Source organism: Paenibacillus sp. OSY-SE (assembly GCF_000283315.1).
Taxonomy (GTDB): Bacteria; Bacillota; Bacilli; order Paenibacillales; family Paenibacillaceae; genus Paenibacillus_B; species Paenibacillus_B profundus.
Window position 1 is genome coordinate 1 of record NZ_ALKF01000188.1, and the last position, 16385, is coordinate 16385.

At 50.0% G+C, this 16385-nt stretch carries 13 protein-coding genes and 1 tRNA gene; 8 read left to right on the forward strand and 6 right to left on the reverse strand.

The features are described from left to right. The 4 genes from A372_RS34230 to A372_RS0117860 all read right to left on the reverse strand — a co-directional run. On the reverse strand, window positions 1-378 hold a 378-nt coding region (locus A372_RS34230), incomplete at its 3' end, for a 3-keto-5-aminohexanoate cleavage protein (protein ID WP_019422246.1). A 303-nt stretch (window positions 379-681) separates the two neighbouring features. After that, window positions 682-757 (reverse strand) — tRNA-Ala (locus A372_RS0117850). Window positions 758-838: 81 nt separating this feature from the next. Next, window positions 839-1282, reverse strand: coding sequence for a MarR family winged helix-turn-helix transcriptional regulator (locus A372_RS0117855; RefSeq protein WP_019422247.1), 444 nt, complete (start codon window positions 1280-1282; stop codon window positions 839-841). 195 nt (window positions 1283-1477) lie between these two features. Beyond that, window positions 1478-2530 carry an NADH:flavin oxidoreductase/NADH oxidase gene (locus A372_RS0117860; protein ID WP_019422248.1) on the reverse strand — a complete coding sequence of 351 codons (1053 nt, stop codon included), beginning with the start codon at window positions 2528-2530 and terminating at the stop codon, window positions 1478-1480. 634 nt (window positions 2531-3164) lie between these two features. Between A372_RS0117860 and A372_RS0117865 the strand changes: the two genes are divergently transcribed. From A372_RS0117865 to A372_RS0117880, 4 genes are read left to right on the forward strand one after another with little or no spacing between them, the layout of a single operon-like run. Next, window positions 3165-4592, forward strand: a complete 1428-nt coding sequence (locus tag A372_RS0117865) for a hypothetical protein (protein ID WP_019422249.1) — start codon at window positions 3165-3167, stop codon at window positions 4590-4592. Then, the gene (locus tag A372_RS0117870) at window positions 4577-5977 is read left to right on the forward strand and encodes a hypothetical protein (RefSeq protein WP_237728562.1); all 1401 of its coding nucleotides are present in this window, start codon (window positions 4577-4579) and stop codon (window positions 5975-5977) included. Before A372_RS0117865 ends, A372_RS0117870 begins: the two co-directional genes overlap by 16 nt. After that, a complete protein-coding gene (locus tag A372_RS0117875; protein WP_019422251.1) occupies window positions 5931-6641 on the forward strand; it encodes a hypothetical protein in 711 nt (236 codons plus the stop codon). The genes A372_RS0117870 and A372_RS0117875 overlap by 47 nt, the downstream gene beginning before the upstream one ends. After that, window positions 6638-9883, forward strand: coding sequence for an AAA family ATPase (locus tag A372_RS0117880; RefSeq protein WP_019422252.1), 3246 nt, complete (start codon window positions 6638-6640; stop codon window positions 9881-9883). Before A372_RS0117875 ends, A372_RS0117880 begins: the two co-directional genes overlap by 4 nt. A 149-nt stretch (window positions 9884-10032) precedes the next feature. On the opposite strand, the gene A372_RS0117885 is transcribed toward A372_RS0117880, so the two are convergent. Continuing rightward, a complete protein-coding gene (locus A372_RS0117885) occupies window positions 10033-10887 on the reverse strand; it encodes a LysR family transcriptional regulator (RefSeq protein ID WP_019422253.1) in 855 nt (284 codons plus the stop codon). 142 nt (window positions 10888-11029) lie between these two features. Between A372_RS0117885 and A372_RS0117890 the strand changes: the two genes are divergently transcribed. Further along, entirely contained in the window at window positions 11030-12019 is a 990-nt protein-coding gene (locus A372_RS0117890) for a zinc-binding dehydrogenase (RefSeq protein WP_019422254.1), read from the forward strand. Window positions 12020-12256: 237 nt separating this feature from the next. Further along, window positions 12257-12808, forward strand: a complete 552-nt coding sequence (locus tag A372_RS0117895) for a hypothetical protein (RefSeq protein ID WP_019422255.1) — start codon at window positions 12257-12259, stop codon at window positions 12806-12808. 462 nt (window positions 12809-13270) lie between these two features. Here the strand turns inward: A372_RS0117895 and A372_RS0117900 are convergent, their stop codons facing one another. Continuing rightward, complete coding sequence (locus tag A372_RS0117900; RefSeq protein WP_019422256.1) at window positions 13271-14374, reverse strand: mechanosensitive ion channel family protein; 1104 nt, start codon at window positions 14372-14374, stop codon at window positions 13271-13273. Window positions 14375-14597: 223 nt separating this feature from the next. Here A372_RS0117900 and A372_RS34235 point away from each other — a divergent pair, with 223 nt between their 5' ends. Together A372_RS34235 and A372_RS0117910 are read left to right on the forward strand one after the other, a co-directional pair. Further along, complete coding sequence (locus A372_RS34235) at window positions 14598-14861, forward strand: acyl carrier protein (protein WP_019422257.1); 264 nt, start codon at window positions 14598-14600, stop codon at window positions 14859-14861. Beyond that, on the forward strand, window positions 14854-16338 hold the full coding sequence (locus A372_RS0117910) for a hypothetical protein (RefSeq protein ID WP_019422258.1): 1485 nt from the start codon (window positions 14854-14856) through the stop codon (window positions 16336-16338). The genes A372_RS34235 and A372_RS0117910 overlap by 8 nt, the downstream gene beginning before the upstream one ends. Window positions 16339-16385: the final 47 nt, after the last annotated feature.

Below are 16385 nucleotides of genomic sequence, written 5' to 3' on the forward strand. Positions count from 1 at the left end.
TGCTGCGAAAGTTGAGTTTTTAATACCACCGTCAGGTCGTTTGAGAGAAGTCACTTCTAGCGAGGCTAAATCCGGTTGTAATTCCATTAATCTGATTCGTTCCTTATCCGATACTCGAACAAGGTGATTTGAGGTGGAAATGCACACCAAGATGTCGCTTTTTTCACGAATTCCGGTCAACACTTCCTTGTATAATGAAGCTTCCAGCGATGGTCTTTCATCCTTGTCGCGAACATGGATATGAACGATCGCAGCCCCTGCACAGGAACATTCATAAGCGCAATTGATAATTTCGTCAACGGTAACAGGAAGACCGGGCATTGTTTCTTTTCTGGTCATAGAACCGGTAATCGCTGCACATATGCCAATTTTCTTCATTGTGCTCCTTCTGGTGTTTGTATATAAAACACCATTCACAAAAAGTATTTAAAAAATCACCAGCTTAATATGATTTATATTTATCTTCACAGCGCCATGAATTAATGTCCGGACACCTTCATTTTAACGAATGGATTCGTGAAATAAAATAAGTTATAAGCCCAACTTTTCGTCAAAATCGTGCAAAGCCTTGATTTGACTGGTTTTTCGAACCGGAGATTCGAGTGTGGTGAATCTGGTTCTCACCCCCTCGGGGTTCCACCAAACAAAAAACACGCCATTAGGCGTGTCCGTATTTGTAATTGGTGGAGCCAAGGGGGCTCGAGCCCCTGACCTCTTCGCTGCCAGCGAAGCGCTCTCCCAGCTGAGCAATGATTTCGTGTTCAAGCGAATTTTTAGTAGTAAGAAACTGCAAGTTGCCTGCGGCTATGAAGAGCGGGATGTTCACGGCGCTAAGGGTTCACTCGGATTCGGCCTGTTTGACATGAAGCATTTGTTGCAGCAGCAGCTTTATTTGTTTCTCAGGAAAGACCGCTAATAATACTTCTTCAAAAGTCTCTTGTGCCCTGTCGAGCTTGTCTTGGCCTATTGGTGTCAACGAAGTATAAATACTTCTGCGATCATCATCGCAGGCAAGTCTTTTTAAAGCTCCGCAGCCCTTTGCTTCAAATCGGCTAACAAGTCTGGATACGGCGCTCTGGCTTAAACCAACCATGGACTCCAACTGTTGCAATTTCAATTTTTTCTCTGGAGCCTCCGACAAAAACAAAAGCAAATAAAATTCTTTTAAAGACAACTGATACTTCTGTTGTAAATTCGCTTCCAATTCATTGGCTACGTTCATTTGTATATGAGTTAAAGTCAACCAATTAGTAATAAGGTCATTGTTAAGAGCATTCTCCATCTCACAATTCCTCTCCTGAGCGTAAGCTACTGATGAATGTAATGAATCTTAATTATCCTTTCAGCATTATAACATTAATGAGCGCAGCTGTCTGAATTCAAGCTTTTGCCAACTCAACACCGATGTGGTGTGAAAAAAGAGACCAGCTCAAGCTAACCCTGCTGGTCTCCTAAAAGGAATCATCATATTTAGTCTTTATTTTTTCGTTCTAGGAAATCCAAATCTATACTGCTTAGGAATATCTGCCTCTTTATTAAGTTGAACGGCAGCCTCCAACGCCCAGTAAGGATTTCTCAACATCCCCCGTCCTACCGCAACAAGGTCAGCCTCTTCATTGCCTATTACCGCATCGGCAAGCGCCGGTTCATCCAACCTTCCAACCGCTATTACTGGAACATCCAGGCTCTGCTTGATTGCTCTGGCTAACGGCACTTGATAAGCTGCATGGGAACCCGGTTTTTCGCTAGTGGCTATGGGTCCAACCCCAATAGGTCCTTCACCGCCTGTACTAATATGGAAAATATCTGCTCCCGCTTCTTTATAGGCCTTGCTGAACTCCAGACTCTCGTTAATTCCGTATCCGCCCTCCACATATTCCTTGGCAGAAATACGTAGAATTAGAGGCATGCCTGCCGGCATTTCGCTTTTGGCAGCGCGAATGACTTCTTGACCGAACCGAGTTAAATCTTGTCCATACTCATCCGTTCTGTGGTTGGTTAACGGTGAATGGAACTGATGAATGAGATAACCGTGCGCACCATGAAGCTCAATGACATCAACTCCCGCTTTGACAGCTCGTGCTACGCCTAGACGGAATTTCTCGATCATTGCTTTCACTTCTGCAGTCGTTAGTTCTCTTGGCGTTTTAGACTCAGCGTCAAACGGAATTGCCGATGGCGCTACAGGAACCGCCGCATCTTCGGCCTTGCGTCCTGCGTGAGCAATTTGAATGCCCACCTTAGCGCCATAAGCATGACAACCATCAACGATTCTAGCTAACGCAGGAATTTGGTCATCGGACCAGATCCCAAGATCAAAATCAGAAATGCGGCCATCAGGCTCAACATCGGTCATTTCAATAATAATTAACCCAGCTCCACCGATAGCCCGGCTCACATAATGCATATAATGCCAATCAGTAGCGATCCCATCTTTGTCGCTGACTGAATATTGACACATCGGAGGCATAACTACACGGTTTTTCAGTTTCAATTCCATCATTTCATAGGGGGTAAATAAATCCTTCATGACTTATCTCCTCTTTATATGCTATCTGGATTTGGCATGCTCATATAGGGTGTACAAAATGTTCAAACGAAATTATATATGCATGCTCATGCATTTAATATAATGAATACAGCTGCTTCTGTCAACATTTTTTAAACTCCAACTGATATCAGCTTGGAGAAATGTGATCAGTCTATCCCAGCCCCAGGACTAAAATAATCGCCTTGCCCCTTTGAAAAAGGACAAGGCGATTTATTTTTTTCGAGAAATACACTCCCTAGCTTTGAGGAACACTCCCGATTACGGGCTGTTTTTCCTTGTCAGGGGAGCGTGACTCAGTTGAAGGCTCTTCCGCATCACTTGGCTTGCGTGCCGGAGCGCATGCGCTCAAGAGCGCCAACGTACAACTTACCACCATCAATTTCATGTAAAGCGCGCGTGTCACCCATCTCATTCCTTTTCCCTTTGTAATTGTCTGGATATGAACATGACTATATGTATATATACGGTAAAAAAGGAAAAATACCTCTTAGTTCTGTAGCAATTTCATGAAATTGCCTTATTGGCGTGCAAACGCCCATAAAGTACTGTTCTGCCCTGTTTCGACGCATATGATACAATGTCCGTAATAACACTTCCCAATGGACGGGCGGTTATGATGAACGAAGCGTCGAATCAGCTAACTCAAGTGATCGCATTTATTAATCAGAACTATGTCAAGAAAAGCGAAGAGCTCCAACTTTTACAGCAAACTGACAGATCGTTCGATGTCGATGTGATGAAGCATTCGGCAAGGACGTATAGACGGATGGGCATGTTCACTGGATTCATTCCGAAGGACTCGCCAGAATCCGTGTCCGTGGAACACGAGCACATTCAGCCTCTACTGACGATATTTCATAGCACCCATGTAAAGAAAACAGAGCGGGAGTTGCTCACATCTGCTTCGAGCATAGCCGAGGAACGGCTGAATGACTGGCTGCAGGAGGGGTGGATCTACCGTAAGACGGAATATGCTGCCGACGGAAAGACGACGAGACGGACGTTCTATGTGATGGGACTTGCCCTCTGCCATATTCAACAACAACTAGAGCAGCTAGAGCAAGAGACGATGCTTGACCAGATTGAAGTCTGGAGCGGCCAATGTGAACTTCTCTTAGGCAAGCTAGCAGGAATGCAGGGGGTAACCCGGAAGCAGCAGGAGCGGCATGATGAAGTTCTAGCAAGTCTGCATGCGTACATCCACAGATTGCATAATGCGCTTGCCGATGCACGGAAGCAGCATGCCATGACCCCGGTTGCGGAGACATTCGGCGTCCGTTGGAGAGACGGCAAGCTGAGCAGGTACGTGGAGTTCGTGCTTGCGCTCGCCATGGTGCGAACGGAGCAGGCTGCCTTTGATTGGAAGCAGATCGGAGCGGCTTACTACGGCCACATAGGGGGCTCGAAAGCATTCGATGGGGACAAGGATGACTTTCTGAACAAGCTGGAGGGCGATCTGGAGCTGCCGCTTCATTTTATTGGCTTAGTCAGTCTCGGTGCCGTGACGCCGATCTTGTTCGCGGGTGACATGCGGAGTAACCTGGGCGTTCAGTATCCGCAAGGATATATGCATGCGACAACTGATCTGACGGTGTTTGACATGACATTTTCCACGTCCTGCCGGAATGTATGGCTCGTGGAAAATCGCGCTATATTGACCCGAATGTGCGTGGAACCGGATTTTCTATCTGATACGGACAGCCTGGTCATCGGACTGGATGGTCAGCTGCGCAGCGGACATCGCAAGCTTATTAAGGACGTCCTGGCCAGTTCGCTCTCCATTGTTCAAGTGCTCGTCTGGTGCGATACGGATCGCGCGGGCGGGATTATATCGGAACATGTGCGAGAGCTTCTTCCTCATCATTCTCGAATCGCTGTCAAGTGGATTTTGTCCCATCCGTTGACACAGCGGGGGGAAGCTTTTACAGCATGGGAAGCTTATGAGCGGGAATTGCAGGAAGTGCTGGATAAAGAGAAGCCAATGGAACAAGAGGAACTGCTTGGAGGGGTGGAGCTGTGGAAGACATGGATCAGCGGCTAATCTCGATATTTGATATCGATAATGATACGCCCCTGCTGAAAGAATCGCTCCGTGACATTATTAAGCTGTCCGGCGTGTTGAATGAACTGCGCGAATATTTTGAAGAACCGTTGAAAGTGCTTCATATGCTGCAATTACTCAATTTGATTCATGAAGAAGCGCTCGGTCTGGAACAGCCGCTTGAAGATGCCAATGCCCTTTATTACCGCTACCGGAACCGTTACGGGGAAGAACCGCCGCTGTCGATCGATCGTCTGTTGAATGTATTGGAAAAATACAACTGGATTGTACGCACGAAGCGGCGCATCTTGATGATGGACGTCGGCAAGCGGCTGATGGACACATTGATTCGCCTTGCGAACGATTCTTTGGCGTATTACATGCGGGATGAAATTGCGAGATCGTTATTTCAGGCATCACGGGATGCAGATTTGAGTGAAGCGTACGATGACAAAGGCATTTCGGGCGGCAACCGTCTGGCCAGCATGATTCGGAATGTGGAGGAAGCGGTTGACAAGCTGAAGGAGCGGCAGCTGGAATTTTTGGCAGATCGGCATGCTCTTCCTCAAGTTCAGATTATTGTCGAGCTGATGAAGCAATTGGACAAGCGCGTCAATGAACGGATGGATAAGCTTAAAACGTTCGAAGAGGGCTTGAAATGGAATCGGTTGTTCAAAAAGGGAACCGACGTCATGCTCGAAGGGACGCAGATCAGCCTGTCTACTCTGCAAAAAATTTTAAAATTCGCTCATATCCAGCAGACGGAAGTCGGCGTGCAAATTGATGCGAAAGCCTTCAAGCAATATGTGATCGATTCCTTCCATAAGAAGCCGGAGTCAGCCTTGCCGAATGGTACGGAAATTTTAAGCTTTATGGAACAAAATCGGGATGAAGGCGAGCGGTTGGACGGATTGTGGGTGCCGGTCAAGTTCGCTTCTCCGATACCGGAGTCGCAAGTGATGTCCACGATCCGATATTTGGAAAATTACACGCCGTCCACAGAACCGATCGAGGAGTACGATGAAGAGATGTTTCAGGATGCGCAGGAGTGGACGGAGACTGAGTTGAATACACATCTTGACGATATCGAGTGGCAAATGACGAAGGCGATGATTCGCACGGAAGACGTGGAGCGAGTATTGGCGGAAAAGCGGCAGGTTGGGATTGAGCCTCTTGTGCTGGAAGCGGGATCGGAGCAATGGGCGGATGCGATCAATGCCTTGCTGGCCGTATCGGCGGTCGTATCGAACCGGCACGCCGTGATGTCGCGTGACACCGCTGAAGAAGATGGACGTGACGCAGAACAAATGACGCAGAAGAAGGAGTGGGAATGGGCCGATGAATCAGACCGGCAATATGTTATCCGAACAACTCGAACCGAATGACAGCTATGTGGACAACCACCGGCCATTGGCTGCAATGGCCCAACTGACGGCGGTGCTGAGTCCGGACGAAGAACATGCGTTCATGCAGATTATGTTCTCTTCTTCGGCGACTGTGCGGAACGACAACTTTGGGCTGCCGCGCCGCGAAGTGATGCGCCTGCTGCAGTTGAAGCCGGAAGAAATCGACGCCTTTCATCAGTTTATCGACCGCGTCAACCAATCGATGGCGCGATATTTTCAACTGGTGTACGACGAGCGCCGGGATCAGACGATCTTGCTGATGCGCGTGCCAGCGCGGCAGGCGAAGGATATGTTGTCTGCGGAGAGCTTGGCGTTGTTAATGTTTATTTTCTATCATCAAGACGTATTGCAGAATGAATTCACGCTGTTCACCCAACTGCTCGAAGCGTTCGGTCATGAGACATTGGACATTCGGCGGAAAATGCAAGTGAATCTTAGCGCGCTCATGCGTATCGGCGCGATTACGAAGTTCGAGAGCGTATCCGAAGAAGAGGCTTACGAGCTAACGGCCATCGGAAGCCGGATGTTCGGCAATTCATACTTGAAGCGCTTTGCGGAATTCAGCCAATCGCAGCAGCTGCATATGGACGAAGTGCTTAAATTTTTCAAACGATACAATCTGGGAGGCGCTGACACGTTATGATTCCTTGGGAGCTCAGCATTTCTGGAGTACGAGATTACCCGGCGACACGCTTGGATTTATCCGGAATGATGGAACATATTCTCATTACAGGTCCCAACGGCTCCGGCAAATCAACGCTGACGTTCTGCATGGGAGCAGTGCTTGGATCGGCAAAAGTAGAATTGGAAGGGTTGCGTTCAAAAAACATCCAACAGGACCAAGTGTGGCACGCCAAGATCCAACTCGTATTTGCCAATGTTGGTCCTAAGCCGATTGATGCAGCGCAATATATCCAGTTCTCCTTGCATCTGGAGCAGAAGCCTGGCGATCCGCTTAAAAAAGAATATTGGATTCGCGAAGGGGAACGGCCTGGGGAGTGGGAGCGGGAAACCCGCTTTACGTCGGGTGACAGTGCGAACAGCTTGCGCGAGTATCGCTATCAGCTGCAGCACAAGTATGTGGTGGATCCCGATTCATTCTATCTCATCTGGTACCAGCAGGATGTGAATCAATTCGCGACGATGAGACCGGAGGAGCGATTCCGCATCTTCAGCGAGATGACGCAGATCGACCGCATGCAGCGCAACTGGGAAGCTGCCAAGGAGCAGCTGCAGGAGGGGGCCAAGTCGCTGCAAGAGGCTGAGCAGAACCAGTTCCATCATAAGTTCGATCTAGACAGATGGCAGAAGGAACGCGATCGGCTGCTGGACCGTAATCAGAGAAGGTTGGAGAGCCTGCAGGTATTCGTGCACGCCTCCACGGTGCTCATGAGCCGTTATCAACAAGAACAGCGTCTGTTCGAGGGCCAGATGGAACAGCTGGAGATCGATATTGAGGAGTTTCGCGATCGCAAGGCGCTGCTGCTCATGGACATGGAACGGCTGGCAGAAGAACAGGCGGTTCGACAGACGGAGAGGCAGGAATGGGATCTTAAGCTGCAGACGATCGAGCTGCGGCTCATACAAGTTAAGGCAGCCGTTGAAGAGCGTGAGCAAGAGCGGACGGAGCTCAATGACCGCTTGAAGGCGCTGGCCGACCAAGTCAAGCTGATACCGCATGCGGCAGATGAGGTGAAGTTGTTGTTGACAGATACCCGGAACCGCTTGGATCGGGTTCAGTCTGCCATCCGGCAGTTGACGGAAGAGCGGGATTCGCTGCAGCAGCGATTGGATAAGCTGCAAGAGGAGATCGGCGGCTTGTCCGCCCGTATCGAACAGGATCGGGAAGGGGAGAAGAAATCGCGCAATGTCCTGCAGGAGTTCGGCGACAGCCATTTCGTCCAACTGCAAATTGAAAGCTTGGACGCCCGCTATCTCGTCCTTCAAGACGAAACGCGGCAGATGTATCAGCATATGGAGCAGCTTAAGCAGGAAGCAGCTTCGCTACAAGCGGAACAGGCGCTGTCGAAGCGCCAAGAGCAGTCCGTACGCGTGTTCAGGCAGAAGGGAATACAGGTGTACACGCTGCAGCAGCTGTTGGAAATGGACGAGCATGCTCCGTTGGACCAGGAATTCATGCTGGAAGCGGTCAAATACAGTGTATTTGTCGAGAGCAAATCATTCGCACCTCCTAACGACCTGATTCATGTCGAGCTGCCTTCCGTTGTACCGGAACGCTCGTTGGAAGGCCTCGAAGGGTTCGGCATTCGAGTAAAGAATGGATTGAGTGATCAGATGTATACGGCCGCGATGAAGGCGCTGTGGTGGCTGCATGAGTTAGCGCAAGGGGGGAGCGATACGAAGCTGCAGGATGGGGTGCTCGTTGAACGGTATGCGCGTCGCGGCCCTCAGGAAATGCAACAATGGCTGCTCAATACGAAAGGAGTGCGGATCCGCGTACAGAGGCTGCAAGAGACTATTGTGAAGCAACAGCTTGCGTATGAAAATAAAGAGAGTGAGTGGGAGCGGGTCAAGGAGCAGCTGGCGTTATTTCGTTCCGTGCTGCTGCAGGTGCAGCAGGCGGAGACGCTCCTGGCCGATTCTGCCGAACGGGAATTGAGAGCCAAGCAGCTAGCGCAATATACAGCCGAACGCGATGCATGCAAAGAGCGTCGCAGTGCAGCGGATGCGGAGATTGCGGAGTTGAACGCAAGGCATGCTGCGTTGGATCATCAAGCTAAGCAGCTGCAACAATATGCGGAAATCTATGATCAATACGAGCATGAGCGGGAGCAGATCGAGCGGCTTCAGCAGTTAGGACGGGAACTGACAGAGCTCCAGCGGGAGGAAGCAGAGTTAACCCGTGAAGGAAGAGACATCGGGAACCGGTTGGAGCGTCTGGACACCTCGATCGAAAGCTCAAAACGCAGGTCGCGGGAGAAGCGAAGCCTGCTTCAAGATACGGAAGGATCGATGGAACAGGCAGAGCGACAGCATCGCAACCGCTCCGAAGAGCGAGATGTCAGCCAGCAGAAATGGGCAGAAATGCAGGTAGAGCTGCAGCAATGGCACGAACGGCTTCCATTTTTGTGGGATGAGGTGAAGTTGGAGCTGGAGCTGGAGATGGAACAAGCTGTGGAAGGCGATAGCGAACATAAGACCGGAACGGCCTGGCGGTCTGAACGTGAACAGGCGGTGATCCAATTACAGGTTGCTTGCAGTGAGCAGGTGAACGAGTATGCGATGGAAAACTATGAACGGACGCGGGAAGCGTACGAACGTGGCGCCCAGGATGTGCAAAATTCAAAGACACTCATGAACCAGTTGGAAGAGCAGCTTCAAGAACTGGAAGACAAGCTGTTCAATTCCATTCAATACGAGGTGCATCGTGTCAATGCCAAATTCATTGCCTACATGGACATGTTCGGCTTCGATGGCGAGGTCGATTGGCATCATCAAGAATCGAAGCATGGGGACATCAAATACTTCTTGAATGTCCGAGCGCGCAAGCAAGGACATCGCGGTCCACTGGAAGAAGTCAGCTTGAAAGGACGCGGCAACAAGGTGGGCAAAGGTGTCTCTGGGGGCGAAGAATCGCTAAGCTCCCTGCTGTTTGCCCTCGCGCTATTGAAGACGATAGAGACGAACCCCGGCTACATTGTCCTCGACGAATTCGACAGCGCTCTCGATGAGAGCCGCAAGGCCAGAGTGTTCGAACTGTACGAGCAAGAGCTTGTCCGCAAGATGATTATTCTCTCGCCGAAGTCGCAGAATGCTGATTACTTGCAGCATTTCGACAAGGCGTTCGTCGTATACCACGATGCCTCCGTCCCGCAGAGCCAGGTAGTAAAGATTAAAAAAGCGAGGCAGGCTAGTGGAGAATAGGCAGCACAAGAAATAAGACCGCATACCTTTGCCGCAGCGGGTTCCTTTTTGGGACGAAAATGGCAGTGCAATTGAACAAAAGGACAGCATAATGGCTGTCCTTTCGTTGCTCAAACCTATATGTTGGGCAGTTTTATTAGAGAACATATTCATTTCACTTTCATAAAGTCTATAAATGTCTGAAAAGCATTCGTCATGAAAAAATCCCGCCGATAAACAAATAAAATGTTTATTTCCCGATACGCTTCAGGTAAGCGGCGAGAGCAAATGCCCCCTCTGCTTTCCAGGCTGGCAATCGACGATTTGGGCAGTAAGGATACTCCCAATCCGGCAGAGACTCCCCCTAAAATCGCCTCTAACGCGCCGAATTCCATAATATTATTTTTATCGATGCCTTCTTCCAGAAGTAAGCGTTCCGCTCTTGCCCGATGAGAGCAGCCTGTGCTAAAAAACAGCAAAGGTCTGGTTAACAATTCTTTCAGGCTGGATTCACACGGTTCGGACACCAACACCAATTCCTCCTCGAACGCAGCAAACTGTTCAATATCAGGATGGGCAAGCGGCCCGTATACGAAAGCGCCGTCCAGTTCATAATGGAGAACCTTCTGCAACAAAGCGTGCGTGTCTCCTGTAATGAGCGACAGATTGACCTCGGGAAATTTTTTATGGTACCCCGCCATAAGCTGGGGAAGGTGAATGGCTGCCGTCGTTTCTAGCGCGCCTAACCGAAGCGGCCCTTTGGGATACTCTGCAAAGCGTGTGGATTTTTCAGCCTCGTCTAACAAATATAATATTTTATCCGCATAATCCAATAAGTTTTTACCTGAGGCGGTTAGCTTCATGCCCCGATTGGTGCGATAAAAAAGCTGTGTTTCTAATTGAGATTCAAGCTGCTGAATTCGGTTGGTCACATTGGACTGCACATAGTTCAAGGCTTGAGCGGCTTTCGTAATGCTGCCTTCACGAGCAACGGCTTGAAATACTCTCAAATCTCCGCTTTCCACATCGATGTCCCCTTCTTGGTATTGTTATTATTGATACCTGCATTCGATTTTGTTCATTTTACTTGATGATCATCGATGTGTAAAATCGAATTCAAACAACAAATTAAAAAGGTTGCGAAATGAAGCACTTGGAGGGAACATGATGAAAGCTATCGTGCATGTTGGCAAGAGTGGCATAGAGGGACTGAAATATGAGGACGTATCTTCTAAAAACCCTGGTTTTGGCGAAGTGAAGGTGAGATTGAAAACAGCAGGGTTGAACCATCGCGACCTGTTTATTATGAAGGCAAGAACGGAAAACGATTCGCCCTTGATTCTAGGTTCTGACGGCGCAGGTATTATCGAGGCGGTTGGAGAAGGAGTGTCGCACCTGACTGTAAACAGTGAGGTTATCATCCACCCAAGTCTAAATTGGGAGTCGATTGATGATGTGCCGCAGAATCTGCAAATTTTGGGCAGTCCTGCGGATGGCACGTTTGCCGAATATGTCATTATTCCTGCTAAAAATGCAGTGAAAAAACCGGCTTACCTATCATGGGAAGAAGCGGGAGTGCTGCCTTTAGCCGCGTTGACTGCTTATCGGGCCTTGTTCACGAAAGGCCGATTACAAAAAGGCGAACATATCATCATACCCGGCATTGGAAGCGGCGTGGCCACTTATGCGATGATGATGGCCAAAGCAGCAGGGGCCACAGTAACGGTGACATCACGCAGCGAACAGAAGAGAGAAGCGGCGCGAACATATGGGGCCGATCGTGCCTTCGATAGTCATGGTGATTGGAACGAAGGTCTGCACGGTGAAAAAGCCGACCTTATTCTTGACAGTATTGGGCCCGCCACCTTTCCCAACTATTTCGATGTGTTGAAGCCAAATGGCCGGATCGTAAGTTTTGGAGCAAGCTCAGGCGATCAAATTGAACTCCCTTTGCGCGCGCTCTTTTTTCCCCAAATCAGTATCATCGGCACATCGATGGGAAGCCTTGAAGAATTTCACCAAATGCTCGATTTTATGGAACAGCATTCACTCAAGCCAATTATTGATCGGATGTATCCTTTGCAAGACACGATGCAAGCCTTCCATCGCATGAAGCAGGGGGAGCAATTTGGAAATATAGGTCTGCTTATCGGTTGAAAATCGATACGTTTGGTAAGGAAATTTTAATAATATTTTAATATTTGGAAATTTTTTTGCCGGATGGTAAAGTATTAACAATGAGTTTTGATAGATATGAAGAGGAGTATACAGCTATGAAAATAACTATATTATAACGCGGCTTTATTCCGTGGCGGGCCCGACCGCCTCCATATGACAGGCAATTAGACCATGATTGAATCAAAATAACGCCTATATGCATATGGAGGATGAAAAATGAGTAAGCCTGAAATGAATGTTGCTTTGGTATGCGGTCCAGATTGTGATATGGATACGCAAGCGATACGCGCTGCGTTGGAATATTTTGGCACGCGAGTGTTTATGTATTGGGTCGGGAGACCGAGTGATTTTATGTCGGTGTTGTCTGGCGAAGACATCTATCCCGGTACGGATCTGATCATCCTCAATTTCCATGGCGACGAGGGGAAGTTCGTCATGCCGGAGCTGGGAGAATCGGTCTATGAAGAGGGGGAACCGCGGGGTGACTTTGGCCCTGCTGAGATTCGGCGCTTTGCGAAGCTGGATGGCAGGACTGTATTGGCTAACGGATGCGATCTGGGAAATGGTGAGCTGGCTCAGGCCTTTTTGGAATGCGGCTGCAAGACCTATATCGGACCGGACGATTATCCAGATGGCAACGCGGCGCTCATGTTCGCCCTGCGCTTTGGCTACGAGCTCATCCAGAACAAAAAGACCATTCAGGAAGCTTATCATACAGCCCGAGCCACGGACGAAGAAACAACCATGTACCAAATTTATGAGCAATAAAACATATTAACCAACAATAATTTTATAGCTGGCCTAACTATGAGCGTGCGTGTCTCTGAACTATAGGGATGCCGTGAAATAGATAGCCGCCGAGAGAAACGGCATGTCGTACTAAGTACGGCATGGCCGTTTCTTTTTGTAGGGAAGTATAGTGTATCTGAATGCTATTTCGTTGAAGCCTTATGTCCACTCTTCCTATGACTCAGACTGAGCAAGGCAAGAGTCGTCGAATAGCTCTTTTGCTCACTCTCCCCATGGTTCAGATTACGCAATGAAAACTCAGCAACTGAAGGCAATGCTTAAGGTTTCTTGTATACGAATAGGAAGATTTGTTCTGCCTCCAGAAGTGAATAGCGATTGAGCTTTACCGAGTAATTCGATAGGGCTCGTGTTTTTCTGAATCAAGGGAATAGTGGGCAAAAGGACTTTGTGGAACCCTAGAGTCACACCTGTTTCCTTCGATCACGAGTCATAGCTGGTGGCTGTCTTCGAATATTCTTGCTCATTCGCTTCGAGAAACACCCGCTGTGCCGGCATGGCGAGACGAACGCCTTCCTGCTCCAAAATGCCCATAATCGCAAAATTAATTTCCTCACGCACACGCAAATGCTCCGCCCACACCGTCGACTGCGTAAAAAAGTAACACATAATGCCGAGCTGGTCCGCATGAAACTCGGTGAACCGAATCATAATCGTTCCTGGAGCAATCTCGGGATGGGTAGTAATATGCTCTCGAATCTGTTCTACCGCACGAAGCAGGCTTGCCCGCCCTGTATCCACCGCGACGCCGAGTGTGAATGTGATGCGTCGTTTGCCCATTCGGCTAAAGTTCGTAATCGCCTGATCAGCCAACGTAGCGTTAGGAACGGTGACGAGCGTATCTGCGAACGTGCGGATTCTTGAGCTGCGGAACGAGATGTCCTCGACCACTCCTTCTACGGTAGACGTCTGAATCCAGTCGTCCTGCGCGAACGGCTTTTCCGTAATGATGATAACCCCGGCAATGAAATTGCTGAACGTATCCTTGGCCGCCATAGCGACCGCCAGACTGCCTAGTCCGAGCCCCGCCACCAGACCGTTGATGCTGTACCCCCATTCGGAGGAAATCATCGTAATGGCTACGGCCACGATAACGATGCGAAGGATACGCGACAGGAAGGGAATCAGCATGCTTGATTGCTCGACTCCCAAGCGCGTGGTGAATCCGGTAAACAGGTTGGAGGAGCGCCCGGAAAAATTGTATAAGCCCCACCCGACGATTGCAATAAAGGAACTCCGGCTTATTTGATTGAACAGCGCCCAATAAGGCCACTGATCGGGAAAGTAGAAATGAAAGGCCGCGTTCACACCTCCCAAAATAAGCAGCATTCGGACAGGCTGTTCGAAGGAATGTATGAAGCTGGCGACATGGGTGCTTTGCGTCTTGTCTGCCATGCGAACGATGAAGCGGAATAGATAGCCGACGACCCACTTGCGGAACAGCAGAAACAAAAGCAGGATGCCGATGGCAATGAGCAGCCTCGTCCCGTCAACTAGCTCGAAGATCGAGCGAAATAGTTGATCCATCTCGTTATCACCCTCCTTTTCCTTGTACATAGTTCCCCATTATAGCATATAACCAATAGATTCCTGAGGGGGGCGAAATGGATCTGCCTTGATGATGCTATCTTATGAAAAATCATGAAAACGATATCGATATCTTGAAAGTTGAATGACATATTTTCATCATTTAGTCATATGTTGATTAAGAATGTTCGATATTCGATTCATAGAGAATAGGAGTGGTGGTATGCACGCAATCGATACGTTGGCCCGCTTAGTAAGCGAAGTGAAGGAGGACCCTTCTTGGGAGCTGAGGCTTACTCCGGAGACGAACCTTATCGAGGAGGTCGGCATGGATTCACTCCAGCTCATTCATTTCATGCTGAAGGTGGAGGAGCAATTTAAAGTGCAGATGGATTTCGAACGTTTCGATTATGAGCATCTGCAGACAGTGCGGGCGTTCCTCGGCTTCTTGCAAGCATTGGGCGTCGAGGTTGAGCAGCGTGCGTAACCCGATGCCGGAGGCATCATTGCAAGCGCCTAAGCCGATCTATGACGGGCCGCGCATTGCGCTCGGGACGTTCGACGCAGAGGCGTACTGGCGCCCGGCTGAGCTGGCGACGCTGCCTGCCATCCGGGCCGAGCAAGGGCGCTCTGTCACCGGATTCATGGACGAGCTGTTGTTTCCGCTAAGCGGAGAGGACGGCGTGCTGGTGACGCGGCAGGCAATGAATGAGGCTCATACGGCATATTTGCGGGAGATTGGGTTCCACTTCCGCTCGCTATCCATAGGCGATACCGCGTCACGCGGAACCGATAGCGGGGATGACGTCTTTCAGGCGATTGCCGGCCATCCGGCACAGGCGGAATGGCGCAGCTTGATGCGGGAGCTGCCGTGCGCGCCTTATGCGGTCATCCCGTCCGCGGCCGAATTGGCACGACGCTATAACTTGACGGGGATGATTCCGGCAGCGAACATCGTCGCGAGAGTTAACTCCAAGGCCTATTCCCTTCGGCTCGCGGCCGAATTGGAATTGAAGCCGCAGGGACGCCTTGCAGAGGATGCCGCCGAGGTGGAGCGCATCGGTGCGGAGCTGCTGCGGCAGTGTGGTAGGCTAGTGATGAAGGACCCGTACGGCGTGTCCGGGAGAGGCAATCTGGTCGTTGATTCCCCGGCGCTTCTCGGGCGGATAACCGACTATCTCCGCGTGCAGCAGAAGACTGGCAAGCGAGTCATGCTGCTGCTAGAGCCCTGGCTTGTGAAGCAGACCGACTTCTCGTGCCAGTTGTATATTGCTTCGGACGGGCGCATTACGCTGCTCGGCGTGCAGCGCATGTTGAACCGTCAGCTTAATTACGCGGGTTCGTGTGCGGCTGACGCCGACCTGATGGATCGGCTGGCGGGAGCCGGATACTTCGAAGCAATGGAGCGGCTGGCTGTCCGCCTCTATCAGGAAGGCTACTTCGGCCCTGTATGCGTCGACTCGATGCTGCTGGAGAATGGCGACGTGTATCCCGTAGTGGAAATCAATGCCCGGCATTCGATGGGGCTGCTTAATCATAGTCTTGACGTCCATCTTGAGCGGTACGGCCAGCGGAGCTTCTTGGCATGCCTCCAGCTGGGACTGCCGGAATGGGCGTTACAACGAGCAGAACAGGCCGAAGGAGCGGAACGAGCCGAACACAGCAACGACACATCAGAAGCTAAAACGGCTGCAGCAGCCGAACCGGCAGGCTTTGCAGGTATAACCACAGCGGAGCCGTTCGAGCGACTGCTGGCGCACATGGAGCAGGCTGGTCTTTTGTTCAAGCCGGAATGCCGTGCGGGAATTATTCCGCTGTCCGCCAATACGCTGTTCCCGCCTGCGGGCGGCAATACGTCTGGGCGCTGGTACGTCTCGCTTGTGGCAGATAGCCGCCATGACAGCGAAGCTTTAAGCAAGCAGCTCAATCGCATGCTGTCAGAGCTGGGGTTCAGGCAGTATTGAGTATTCAATAAGAACTCATCTTGAATGAGAAAAAGAAGGTGCCATTC